This is a genomic window from Stenotrophomonas sp. ISL-67, assembly GCF_018612915.1.
GTDB lineage: Bacteria > Pseudomonadota > Gammaproteobacteria > Xanthomonadales > Xanthomonadaceae > Stenotrophomonas.
This window is the reverse complement of record NZ_JAGGRL010000010.1, coordinates 60,615-72,140: the sequence shown is the minus strand read 5'-3', so window position 1 is coordinate 72,140 and position 11,526 is coordinate 60,615. Positions and strand designations below refer to the sequence as shown.

At 67.5% G+C, this 11,526-nt stretch carries 10 protein-coding genes; 2 read left to right on the top strand and 8 right to left on the bottom strand.

The genetic code is table 11. From position 1 onward, the window contains the following. Nucleotide 1: 1 nt before the first annotated feature. Nucleotides 2-328, bottom strand: coding sequence for a YerC/YecD family TrpR-related protein (locus J7J08_RS11785; RefSeq protein WP_214905628.1), 327 nt, complete (start codon nt 326-328; stop codon nt 2-4). A gap of 612 nt (nt 329-940) precedes the next feature. Further along, a complete protein-coding gene (gene hisS, locus J7J08_RS11780) occupies nt 941-2,338 on the bottom strand; it encodes a histidine--tRNA ligase (RefSeq protein ID WP_214905625.1) in 1,398 nt (465 codons plus the stop codon). Between the two features lie 153 nt (nt 2,339-2,491). Here hisS and J7J08_RS11775 point away from each other — a divergent pair, with 153 nt between their 5' ends. After that, nucleotides 2,492-3,241 (top strand): helix-turn-helix domain-containing protein, encoded by a 750-nt coding sequence (locus J7J08_RS11775; protein ID WP_214905622.1) that lies wholly within the window; start codon nt 2,492-2,494, stop codon nt 3,239-3,241. Nucleotides 3,242-3,387: 146 nt separating this feature from the next. Here J7J08_RS11775 and thrC read toward each other — a convergent pair whose 3' ends face one another. The 4 genes from thrC to J7J08_RS11755 all read right to left on the bottom strand — a co-directional run bounded on the left by thrC (nt 3,388) and on the right by J7J08_RS11755 (nt 9,463). After that, on the bottom strand, nt 3,388-4,677 hold the full coding sequence (gene thrC, locus J7J08_RS11770; protein WP_214905620.1) for a threonine synthase: 1,290 nt from the start codon (nt 4,675-4,677) through the stop codon (nt 3,388-3,390). Nucleotides 4,678-4,709: 32 nt separating this feature from the next. Further along, a complete protein-coding gene (locus J7J08_RS11765; RefSeq protein WP_214905617.1) occupies nt 4,710-5,639 on the bottom strand; it encodes a homoserine kinase in 930 nt (309 codons plus the stop codon). 2 nt (nt 5,640-5,641) lie between these two features. Further along, the gene (gene thrA, locus J7J08_RS11760; RefSeq protein ID WP_214905614.1) at nt 5,642-8,164 is read right to left on the bottom strand and encodes a bifunctional aspartate kinase/homoserine dehydrogenase I; all 2,523 of its coding nucleotides are present in this window, start codon (nt 8,162-8,164) and stop codon (nt 5,642-5,644) included. 351 nt (nt 8,165-8,515) lie between these two features. Beyond that, on the bottom strand, nt 8,516-9,463 hold the full coding sequence (locus J7J08_RS11755) for a DMT family transporter (protein WP_214905611.1): 948 nt from the start codon (nt 9,461-9,463) through the stop codon (nt 8,516-8,518). 307 nt (nt 9,464-9,770) lie between these two features. Here J7J08_RS11755 and J7J08_RS11750 point away from each other — a divergent pair, with 307 nt between their 5' ends. Then, nucleotides 9,771-10,247 (top strand): GNAT family N-acetyltransferase, encoded by a 477-nt coding sequence (locus J7J08_RS11750; protein ID WP_214905608.1) that lies wholly within the window; start codon nt 9,771-9,773, stop codon nt 10,245-10,247. 15 nt (nt 10,248-10,262) lie between these two features. On the opposite strand, the gene J7J08_RS11745 is transcribed toward J7J08_RS11750, so the two are convergent. Further along, entirely contained in the window at nt 10,263-10,550 is a 288-nt protein-coding gene (locus J7J08_RS11745; protein WP_214905604.1) for a hypothetical protein, read from the bottom strand. 156 nt (nt 10,551-10,706) lie between these two features. Continuing rightward, a complete protein-coding gene (locus J7J08_RS11740; RefSeq protein ID WP_214905601.1) occupies nt 10,707-11,156 on the bottom strand; it encodes a PA2169 family four-helix-bundle protein in 450 nt (149 codons plus the stop codon). Nucleotides 11,157-11,526 lie beyond the last annotated feature (370 nt).

Genomic DNA, 11,526 nt, shown 5'->3' with positions numbered 1-11,526 from the left:
TCTACTCGGATTCAGGGGGTGCAGGCGTGGCGGTCGCGGCAATGGCGGCGGCATAGCCGCCGTGGCCATGGTCCAGCGAGCGCGCCACGCGCCCGGTGGTGGTCACGCTGACACCGGTCAATTCGTGGATTTCGCGATACGGCACGCCCTGCTTGAGCAGCGGCACCACCTTCCAGCGGTCCGACAGTGCCTCCAGCTCGGCCGGGGTACACAGGTCGCGCAGGAACGCGGTGACCTGCTCGGCGCTGGACAGGCCGGCAAAGGCGCCAGCCAGGCTGCCCAGGTCGGCCTGGGGGTCTTTCTCACGGGGGACAGGGCGAATTTTCATCGTATCAATGTAATAGCGTGCTATTACATTAGCGCACAAGTGAGGCCATGCCAAGCCGTCGCGATCCGGGAGAGCCGGGCTCGGCCGCGCTGCTGTTGGATTTAGGCGAACAGCCCTTGGGTCTAGCGATCCCTGGTTTGGGTCGCCCGGTGCCGGTTTGCGGGGTCGCCGTAAACCCATCCATGGGGGCTAAGCGGTCGCCATCCATGGCGCCGATTCCCCCGCAAACCGACCCCGGGCGATCCTCTGACAGATGGCCGGTGGCCAAGACAAACGCGGTAGAGCCGGGCACTGCCCGGCCGCTCTTCCAGCCGCATCGCGACAACGTACGGGGGCGGCCGTCGGGTAGCCCCCGGAGAGACGCTAGAAAACATGGATGTTTTCTAGCAGCCCCCATGGACGGGTTCACGGCGTGCCTCGGAGCGGGGCTACCCGGCGGCCGCCCCTGCACGTAGCAATCAGACGCGGGCTGTTCGCCGTTGACGTTGAGGTATCACAAACGACCACCCGTTCCCAAGGCCGGCCAGCGGCCGGCGCTACCGGTCTTGCGACACGGAAACGACAACGGCACCCGAAGGTGCCGTTGTCGAGTGACTCAACAGGCCCTACCCCTTACGCCATGGCGCGGGCCTGCTCCAGCTCTACCTGCAGGGCGCTGGCCAGCTCATCGCGGGCGACTTCGAACTGCTGCTCGCGCAGCAGGTCCTTCACCGCCACCACGCCACGCGCCAGCTCGTCCTCACCGGCCAGCACCACGAAACGGATGCCTGCCTTGGCCGCGTACTGGAACTGCTTGCCGATCTTCTTCGGCTCCATCTGCACTTCCGCATTGATGCCACCCACGCGCAGGCGACGGGCGATATCCAGCGAATCTGCCAGGCCGCTGTCGTCCATCAACGCCACCAGTGCATGCACGCTGCTGTCGTCGATGCCGGCGATCAGCCCGGCTTCGCGCAGCTGCCAGAACAGGCGCGTGAGGCCGATGGAGATGCCCACGCCCGGCAGCTTGGACTTGCTGTAGTGGCTGGCCAGGTCTTCGTAACGGCCGCCCGAACAGATAGAACCGATCTGCGGGTGGTCGGTCAGCGTGGTCTCGTACACCGTGCCGGTGTAGTAATCCAGGCCGCGTGCAATCGAGAAGTTCAGGCAGTACGCCGTTTCCGGCACGCCCAGCGCCTTGACCAGCTGCAGCACCTCGCGCAGCTCAGCCACACCCAACTTCAGCGTCTCGCTGGCGCCGCCATCGGTAACCAGTGCATCCAGCTGGGCCAGCGCATCGGCATGGTTGCTCGAGCGCACCGCCACGAACGCCAGGATCCGGTCCACCTGCTCGGCCGGAATCGCGAAGCCTTCACCGGTCAACGTCTCGCGCACGTAATCCGGGCCGCGCTTGTCGAGCTTGTCGACTTCGCGCAGCACCGCCATCTGGCGCTCGCCGTCGGCCACGCCCAGGCTTTCGAAGAAGCCGCGCATCAGCTTGCGGTTGTTCAACTGCACCGAGAAATCACCGATGCGCAGCTCGGCGAACACCGCGTGGATGACCGCCAGCACTTCGGCGTCATAACGGGTGCTCAGGCTGTCCTTGCCGATCACGTCGATATCGCACTGGTAGAACTCGCGGAAACGGCCACGCTGGGCGCGCTCGCCACGGTACACGCGCTGCATCTGGTAACGACGGAACGGGAAGGTCAGGTCGTGCTCGTGCTCGGCTACGTAACGCGCCAGCGGCACGGTCAGGTCGAAACGCAGGGCCAGCTCCGGCAGGCCCTTGTCGCCGGCCTCGGCGGCATTGGCCAGCGCGCCGGTGGACTGCACGAAATATACCTGGCGCTCGGTCTCGCCACCGGACTTGGTCAGCAGCACATCCGACAGCTCGAACACCGGGGTTTCCACCGGCAGGAACCCGAACCGCTCGTAATTGCGGCGGATGACGTCCAGCATGCGCTGGAACGCGATCTGCTCGCGCGGCAGCAATTCCATGATGCCGGGCGGCGTACGGGGCTTGATCACTTGCGGGACTCCTGCGGGGGAACGTGGGAAGAGCGAGCTGCATATTCTAGCCGCAGCCAGGCCGCGCGGCCGCCATCGACCCTCTCGAACCGGGTCAACCGGGTCAACCGGCGCATGACGTATCATAGGCAGGCCCCCGTTTCCTGGTTTGACATGACCCGGCCCCACTCCGGAACCGCCGTTGCCGCTGTAGACGATCCCGCACCGGGCTACCCGCCGCTGCGCGACTGCCTGCACTGCTCGGTACGGCACCTGGCCGTGTGTTCGGCACTGTCGCCCGACGAAGTCCAGGCGCTGGAACGGGTCACGGTGTCGCAGCCGCTGCTGCTGGGGGCCACCCTGGCCCGCGCCGGCGAGGCGCGCCAACATGTCTATACCTTGACCTCGGGCGCCTTGCGGCTGGTCCGCACCCTGGCCGACGGACGCCGCCAGATCAGCGGGTTCGTGCTGCCCGGCGATTATCTCGGCCTGACCGGCAGCGACCACCACCGCCATGACATCGAGGCCATCGCCGACAGCCGCGTCTGCCGCGTGGGTCTGGCCCCGATGAAGGACCTGCGCGCGCGCTACCCGCACCTGGAGCGCAAGCTGCTGCAGCGCGCCTGCCAGGCGCTGGACGAGGCGACCGATGCCGCGCTGGCGCTGGGCCGCCTGCAGCCGGCCGAGAAGCTGGCCGATTTCCTGCTGCGGCTGGCCGCGCGCGAAGCGCGGCTGGGCGGCAATGGCCTGCGGGTGACCCTGCCGATGGGGCGCAGCGACATCGCCGACCACCTTGGCCTGACCATGGAAACGGTGAGCCGTACGTTCACCAAGCTGCGGCAACAGGGCCTGGTCGCCCTGCCCCATCTGAATACTGTTGAGATTCTGGACGAGGCTGGGTTGCAGGTGCTCTGCGGGGGCTGAGGGGCGGCTTCGGTTGTTTTTAACCCCGGTCGGGCATGAGCCAACGGAAATGATCCGGTTTCGGAGGCTTGTGCCGCGCGTTGCGCGGTGGTCGACCATGGGTCGACCCTACGAATTTCTACGTCCCGGGTTGGGATCTTGATACATCAGGAAAGCAGGAATTCGCGCAGCGCCGCGTAATGCGGCGGGCACGGTTCGGCATGTGGGGGGCGTTCCAGCAGCGCCGCCAGTGCTGGCGGCACCTCGATGGGGCGGCCGATCAGCGGTTCCACCACCGATTCGAATTTGGCCGGGTGCGCGGTGGCGGCCACCGCCCAATCGCCCTGCACGCCTTCAGCGCGCAGCTGTTCGAGTAGTTTCGCTGCGGTGGCGGTGTGCGGGCAGAACACCTCGCCTGCGGCGGCGTGGCGTCGCGCGATCAGTTCCCGGATCACCGCATCCTCCACTGCTTCGACGCGGAACGACGTGCGCAGCGCATCGTCGTCCTCCGAATACAGCCAGCGCAGCCGCTCGAAATTACTGGGCGCACCCACGTCCATCGCGTTGGCCAGTGTCGCCACGCTGTGCTGCGGCCGGTACGCACCGCCGTGGAAGAAGCGCGGCAGCACGTCATTGGCATTGGTGGCCAAGGCGACCTGCCCCAGTGGCAGGCCCATCGCACGCGCGAGCACCGCTGCCATCGCGTTGCCCAGGTTGCCGGTGGGCACCACCAGGTTCAGTACCTCACCCGTCGCCTCATGATGGGTCAGCGCAGCATCGGCGTAATAGCTCATCTGCGGCAGCCAGCGCCCCAGGCTGATGCTGTTGGCCGAACTCAACGGCACCTGCGCCTGCAACTCGCGGTCGCCCAGCGCCTGCTTCACCATCGCCTGGCAGTCATCGAACGAACCGGCCACGCGCAGCGCATGGATGTTGTCGCCAAAGCATCCCAGCTGGTGCGCCTGGCGCGGCGACACGCGACCATCCGGATACAGCACCACCACGCGGATGCCAGGCTGGCGATGGAAGGCCGCGGCGACGGCCGCGCCGGTATCGCCCGAGGTGGCCACCACGATCGTCAACGGCCGGGCACGATCACGCGGGAGCCGGGCGAGACTGGCGGCCAGGAAGCGCGCCCCGAAATCCTTGAACGCTGCGGTGGGCCCATGGAACAGCTCAAGCACGTGGTCGCCGGGGGTGGCGAGCGCACGCAGCGGCGCGGGGAAGTTGAACGCTTCCTCGCACAATGCGGCCAGGTGCGGGGCGAGCGCGTCGCCGGCGACGAACGGTGCAAGCACCGCTTCGGCGTTGCGCGCCAGGGTGCCCTGCGCCTGCCAGCGCCGCAGCTGCGGTCGCTGCTGCGGAACATACAGCCCGCCATCGGGGGCCAGGCCGGCGGCGATGGCGGCACTGAGGGTTGCAGCCGGTGCGGCATGGCGGGTCGAAACGAAATGCATGGCAGATCCTGGCAGAAGAGAAGAAACCGCGCTCACAGCAGCTGCGCCCCCGGCGCGTTCAACAGTGATACCCAGCCCTGGCTGTCGAAGCCCGCCTCGGCAAAGGCTGCCTGCACGGCGCGCTGTGCGGCCTGTGCCGCCGCCTGGCTGTCAAACCACGCGAACACGCTGGGACCGGCCCCGGAGATGCTGGCGCCCAGTGCACCTGCGGCCAGCGCGGCGTCGCGGGCGGCGGCGAACCCCTCGATGAGGCCGGCACGGCGCGGTTCCACCAGCACGTCGCGCAGGCCGGCGCGCACCAGCCCGGCATCACTGCGGAAGCAGCCGCTCAGCACCAGCGCCAGATTCGCGCTTTGCGTGACGAATTCCGGCAGGGTGTAGCTGCCCTGCAGCGCCGCGCGTGCGCGGCGCGTTTCCAGCACCGCGTCCGGATGCACCAGCAGGCTGTACCAGCCCGCCGGCACCGGGATGCTCACCAGCCGATCCATCGTGCTGAGCACCAGTCCGCCCAGCAGCATCGGCCCCAGGTTGTCGCCGTGCCGGCCGCCACTGGCGACGGCTTCACCGGTCAACGCGAACGGATACAGCGCCTCGCGCGGCAGGGGCGTGTCCAGCAGCGCATTGGCCGCCACCAGCGCGGCCACGCACGAGGCCGCCGAACCGCCCATGCCCGAGCCCAGTGCGATGCCCTTGTCGATTTCCAGTTCGAACCCGAACGGCAACGCCAGCACGTCGATCATCGCCAGCAACGCGGCGCCTGCGGTGTTCTCGGCGGCCGCCAGCGGCAGGTCGACGACGGTGCCGCGGATGGCGATGATCCGCACACCCGGCGCCTCGGTGCGGCGCACGGTCACGGTATCACCGACGCCCGCAATGACATGGCCAAGAATGTCGAATCCCACCGCGACATTGCCCACCGATGCCGGTGAAAACGCACGCGCTTCCCGTACTTCGCCCGCCATGCTCACAGACGCGCTCCTTCGCCGGCAGCCACCCGCAGGACATCGGCGAACACGCCCGCGGCAGTCACTTCCGGACCCGCCCCCGGACCCTGCACCACCAGCGGGTTGTCGCAATAGCGGCGCGTGGTGAACTGCACCACGTTGTCGGTCAGGCGCAGGTTGGCGAACGCATGATCGGCCGGCAGCTCCACCAGGCCGACCTGCGCCGCATCAGCGGACAACCGCGCCACGTAACGCAGCACTGCGCCCCGCGCCCGGGCCTGCTGCAGCCGTTCGGCAAACTCGCCATCGACCGATGCCAGCCCGCCCATGAAGTCGTCCACGCTGGCCTGGCGCAGTGCCTCGGGCACCAGGCTTTCCACGCTGACCTGTTCCAGGCTGAGCTCGCGGCCGGCTTCGCGCGCCAGGATGACCAGTTTGCGCGCGACATCCACGCCGGAAAGATCGTCGCGTGGGTCCGGTTCGGTGTAGCCCATGCCGCGCGCCTGGGCGACCAGCTCGGAGAACGGCACCTGGCCGTCGTACGTGTTGAACAGCCAGGCCAGCGTGCCGGAGAAGATGCCATCGACGGCCAGCACTTCATCGCCGGTATCGACCAGGTCGCGCAGCGTGGTGATCACCGGCAGTCCTGCACCCACGGTCGCCTCGTAGCGGAACCGCGCGCCGGTGGCGGCCGCCGCCTCGCGGATGGCGTGGTAGCGCGGCAGCGGGCCGGCACCGGCCTGCTTGTTGGGCGTGACTACGTGGATGCCGGCCTGCAGCCAGCCGGCATAGCGGTCGGCCACCTCGGCGCTGCCGCTGCAATCGATGATCAATGCATGCGGAAGATGCGCCGACAGAAGGTGCTCGGTGAACTGCTCCAGGTCGGTCGCCTGCGCCTGCCCGGCAAGTGCAGCGCGCCAGTCGCCCTGCACGCCTCGTGCATCCAGATGCATGCGGTTGCGCGAGGCCACCGCGCGCACCCGCAGGTCCACGTTGGCCCGCGTCAGCAGCGTCGGCTGCGCGGCCAGCAACTGGTCCAGCAGCGCAGCGCCGACATTGCCCGGGCCGATCACACCCACCGAGAAGGTCTGCGGCGACAGCCAGAACCCGGCGTGCGCCGCACGCAGGGCCTTGGTTGCGTGACGGCTGTCCACCGCCACCGAGATGTTGCGTTCGGAAGAGCCCTGCGCGATGGCCAGGATGTTGACCTGCGCGCGCCCCAGTGATTCGAACAGGCGAGCGGCCACGCCCGGTTGGCCAGCCATGCCATCACCCACCGCCGCCAGTACGCTGACGTTGTCGGTGAGCTGCACGCGCTGCACCTGGCCCAGGCCGAGTTCGTGCGCGAACGCCTGCAGCAGGGCATCGCGCGCACGTTGCGCTTCGGCCTGGCGCACCACGCAGCAGATCGAATGTTCCGACGACCCCTGCGAGATCATCACGACCGACACGTGCGCGTTGCGCAGCGCGGCGAACACGCGCTCTGCGGTGCCCGGTACGCCGATCAGGCCGGTGCCCTCCAGGTTGAGCAGCGCCAGTTCCGCGCTCAGGGTCAGGCCCTTGATCGGGCCGGACGCGGTGCGTTCGGCGGTGATCCGGGTACCGGGGTGATCGGGGTGGAAGGTGTTGCGGATGATGATCGGCAGGCCGCGTTCGATGGCCGGCGACATCGTCTGCGGGTGCACCACTTTGGCACCGAAATACGCCAGTTCGCAGGCTTCGTCGTAGCTGAGCGCTTCCAGCTGCACGGCTTCTGGCACCACCCGCGGATCGGCCGAGAGCACCCCGTCCACGTCGGTCCAGATGTGCAGTTCGTCGGCGTTGAACAGCGCTGCGAAAATCGCACCGGAATAGTCGCTGCCGTTGCGTCCCAGCGTGGTCACCCGGTCGCGGCGATCGCGCGCGACGAATCCGGTGGCCACCACGCGCGCAGCCGCATGCGCTTCCCGCCACACCGCCAGGCGCTGCGCGCTCTGCACCCAGTCCACGTCCACGCCCAGCTCGCCACGGTCCACCACCAACACCTCGCGCGCATCCAGGACCGCACAGTCTTCGCCGATGCTGCGCAGGTAGAGGCCCAGCAGCTGCGCGGAATACACCTCCCCCAGCCCCTGCACGCGGTCGAGCACCTCACCCGGCAGTTCGCCGATCACCGCCAAGGCACCCAGGACTTCAGCCAGGTGATCGAAACGCGCATCCAGCCATTCCAGCGTATCGCCCGCGTGCTCGCCCAACAGGGCCACCGCAGCACCGCGATGGCGCGCGCGCAGCGCGTGCCAGTCGTCGCGCCACTGCGGGGCGTTGTCGGCAGCGGCACCGGCCACGGCGATCAGCGCGTCGGTCACGCCCTTCATGGCTGACACCACCGTGACCTGCACCGCCTCGTCGCGGGCCAGCAGCAACTGGGCCACATGGCGGTAGCGGTCAGCGTCGGCCACGGAAGTGCCGCCGAACTTGTGCACGACCGTCGAGGTTGCCGCACGCAGCGGCGAGGAGGATGCAGGCGATGCGGCGGCATCGGGTGAAGCGGCGACAGAAGACATGCTGACCTCGATTCGAGGCCCCGCGTCATTCAGGCTGAAGGAGATCCCCCGCAACCTGATCTGGTGCGGGGCCGTTGTTTTCGGAAATTACGCGAAGACGACGGGCCGCACCAGGCGAGTGGTGACGGTAGTAATGGTGGTGGTACCGCGGGCCCGGGCAACGCTGCACATGCCGCCGATGAGGGCGGTGGTGAGCAACGGGGCGGTGGCGGCGGCAAGGACCATGAACCAAGAAAACTACGCCGGCATGCTGCTTGTCAAGTGTTGCAGCGCAAAAACCCGAACGCAGCAATCGGCAGGCATCGTCGGCAAACAAGTTGCGAATGTGACCATCCTCGCCATGCAACGCAATCAGCCCGCGTGCTCGGCCACCGCCCTCGGGGGGCGGTGCGCATGCGCGCACAACAGCACGCCGGACACCAGGCAGACGATCGCCAGCGATTCCATCAGGGTCGGCCAGCGGCGCTGCCAGCCGAATCCGTACAGCAATGCGAACAGTGTCTCGAACACGATCATCTGCCCGGTCAGGGTCAGCGGCAGGTTGCGGCTGGCCCGGTTCCAGCAGGCGTTACCGAGCACCGATGCCACCACCGCCACGCCCGCACTGATGACCCAGAACCACATCCAGTCGACCACGGCATGCGAGGGGCCGGAGACCACGAACGCGCTGGGCACCAGCAGCAGCGCCAGCGCACCGGTAGCCACGCCGGTCAGCAGCGACCAATCGTGCCCGGAAAGGTCCGGCCGCCGCGCCAGCCAGCGGCTGTTGCCGATCGAGTACAGCGCCCACGAGAACAGCGCACCGAACGCGCACAGCAGGCCCAGCAGCCGTTGATTGGCCGAGCCCTGCGCATGCTCGGACTGCAGCGCCTCATGCCCGACCAGCGCTACCCCGAGCAGGCAGAGGGCCAACGCCGGCGCGAGCTGGCGCAGCGGCACCGCGCCTTCTTCGCGCACGCCGGCCACCGTCACCACGACCGGAATCAGCCCGACGATCAGCGACGCCGCCGCGCCGCCCGCCCACTGCACCGCGTGGGCCAGCAGCACGAAATACACCAGGTTGCCGGCCAGGCTGAGCCACAGCAGCCCCCGCCATTCGGCCATGCCGATCCGCTCGCGCAGTTCGCGCCAGCGCGGCGCCAGCAGCACCACGGCGATGAGCCCATAGACCAGGTAGCGCCCGGCCGACAGCTGCACGGCGCTGAAACGGCTCAGCACGGCCGGAGCCAGGAACACCACGCCCCACAGCGCCCCGGCGGCGACGCCATTGGCGATACCCACGCCCATCGAACGATTCATCAGCGACTACATGCCCGGCAATGGAAACACGGCGCAGTGTAGGCGCGACCTGCGGGCTGAGTCCGAAGGCATGGCGGAACAAGGCGTGCAGGCCACTTCCATGGGTGGTGGTCCACGTCCGATGAGTGTCCATAGCGTCGAAGGTTGAAGGCAGGTGAAGGCATCGTGAGAGAGATCGTGGTCTGTGTTTGAAGTCTGCGCGCGGTTGCGGAAAGCTGCAACGCGTCACGGCAGAGGCCCGTTACCCGGGTGGTATAACGGGTGCGTTGCCTTGAGACGTACCGTCGCGCCGTACAGGGAATACCCGATGCCGTTTCTTACACTCAGCCAGGCCCCCCACCTGTTGCCCGTTATTGCCGGCTGGTACTTCGACACCTGGGGCTGCCACATGCCGGGCGCGACGCTGGAAGACGAACAACAGCGGTTGGAGGTGTTCCTGCACGACAACGAGCTGCCCGTGCTGTTGATGGCCATGCACAACGATCAGCCCATTGCCGCCGCACAACTGAAATTCCATGAACGCACCGAACGTCCGGAACGGCTGCACTGGCTGGGTGGCGTGTACGTGTGCCCCGCGCACCGCGGCAAGGAGCTGGCCAGCGGGCTGATCGCGGCGTTGATGGAGATCGCGCAGGGCCATGGCGCGCGCGAAGTGTTCCTTCAAACCGAACGTGACGATGGCGGCCTGTATGCCCAGCTCGGCTGGGAGCCGCTGGAGCGGCGAAAGCATCGCACCGGGGTGCAGGTGCGCATCATGCGCCGCGTGCTGCCGCTCCGGAAATGAACGCTGCAGGCGACCTCAGCGGAAACGCACCGGCTGCGGTGCCGGGCGATCCGCCAGCGACCCCATGGTGAAGGTGTAGCCGGCTTCTTCAAGCAACTTGCGCATGCGCAGTTCGGCCCGCTTGGGATACGCGAGCGAGGTAGGTGCATGCAGTGCATAGGCGATCGAGCGCCCGGCCTGGGTATCGCGGGTGACCGATGACTGGTTCGTCTCGCACGCGTTGGACCACAGCTCCTTCAGAACCACAGGTCCGATGGACTGGTTGTTGCCAAGACGAAGCGTGAGCCAACGCATGTGTTCCATGAGCAATCCCAACGATATCTGTGATCGAGTATGCACCATATCCCGGACACCCGTACGCAGGGGTCCGGAATCGCGCGGCCCCCTGATACGCAAACGCCCCGGGCGGAGCCGGGGCGCTTGCTGCGAGGTGCAGGCGGGTGAAACCGCCGCAGCCGCTTAGTGCTTCATGGCGTGTTTGCGAGCGCGCATGACCTGGTGGGTTTCTTCCACGACGGGCAGCAGGCGGGTGACCTCCTGGCGCGCGACCGGCGGCGTGTCACTGTCATTGGCCGCATCCCTGAAGGCCTTCAGCAGGCGATCTTCGGATTCTTCCAGTTCGGCAACGTAACCGTACTGGGTGTCGCCCAGGGTGGCGCGGACCTTGCCGTAGAACTGCTGCATGGAGCCCACCACGGTACCGTGTTCGGGCGGCTTTGCGCCGGTGGCGGCCACAGTGCTGCTCAGCGACGTGACGATCTGCGACTTGACGCCGGCGATGCGGGTGAACAGCGCGGACAGCTCGGCATCTTTCACCTGCTTGGCCGCTTCGGTGTAGAAGTCCTGGCCATCACGGGCGATCTCGATGAGGTCGTTGAGGGTGTGCGCGGTCTTGGATTCGGTGCTCACTGATTTCTACTCCTGAAGAGAATTCGTGTTGACCCGTGTCGGGGTGAATCCACTTTTCCGCATTCGCAATGAAGTCGACGTGACCTTTGGACGACGATAAACAGCAGCGTTAAGGCACGTGTGCAGGATGGCAACGCGGCGTCTTCGCATCGTGTCTGCGCGCCCAACGATCTCGTCACGCCATTCAGCGTGATCAGCAAAAAAAAGCGCCGCACATCATGCGCGGCGCGACTGGCAGTCATCGTTCTCTGCCAGGAACCGGCGCTTCCAACGGTGGCTCGGCCGGCGGGGGATCGCCTTCGGGAGGCGCCTCACTCGGCGGCTCGGTTACCGGCGGCTCGTGCAAGGGCGGCGCTTCCACCGGCGGTTC

Bases quoted from the DNA above. Each gene is read 5' to 3' on its own strand.
- J7J08_RS11775 (WP_214905622.1), top strand. From the start codon at position 2,492: ATGACCCGGCCCCACTCCGGAACCGCCGTTGCCGCTGTAGACGATCCC.
- J7J08_RS11785 (WP_214905628.1), bottom strand. From the start codon at position 328: ATGAAAATTCGCCCTGTCCCCCGTGAGAAAGACCCCCAGGCCGACCTG.
- thrC (WP_214905620.1), bottom strand. From the start codon at position 4,677: ATGCATTTCGTTTCGACCCGCCATGCCGCACCGGCTGCAACCCTCAGT.
- J7J08_RS11765 (WP_214905617.1), bottom strand. From the start codon at position 5,639: ATGGCGGGCGAAGTACGGGAAGCGCGTGCGTTTTCACCGGCATCGGTG.
- J7J08_RS11745 (WP_214905604.1), bottom strand. From the start codon at position 10,550: ATGGAACACATGCGTTGGCTCACGCTTCGTCTTGGCAACAACCAGTCC.
- J7J08_RS11755 (WP_214905611.1), bottom strand. From the start codon at position 9,463: ATGAATCGTTCGATGGGCGTGGGTATCGCCAATGGCGTCGCCGCCGGG.
- J7J08_RS11750 (WP_214905608.1), top strand. From the start codon at position 9,771: ATGCCGTTTCTTACACTCAGCCAGGCCCCCCACCTGTTGCCCGTTATT.
- thrA (WP_214905614.1), bottom strand. From the start codon at position 8,164: ATGTCTTCTGTCGCCGCTTCACCCGATGCCGCCGCATCGCCTGCATCC.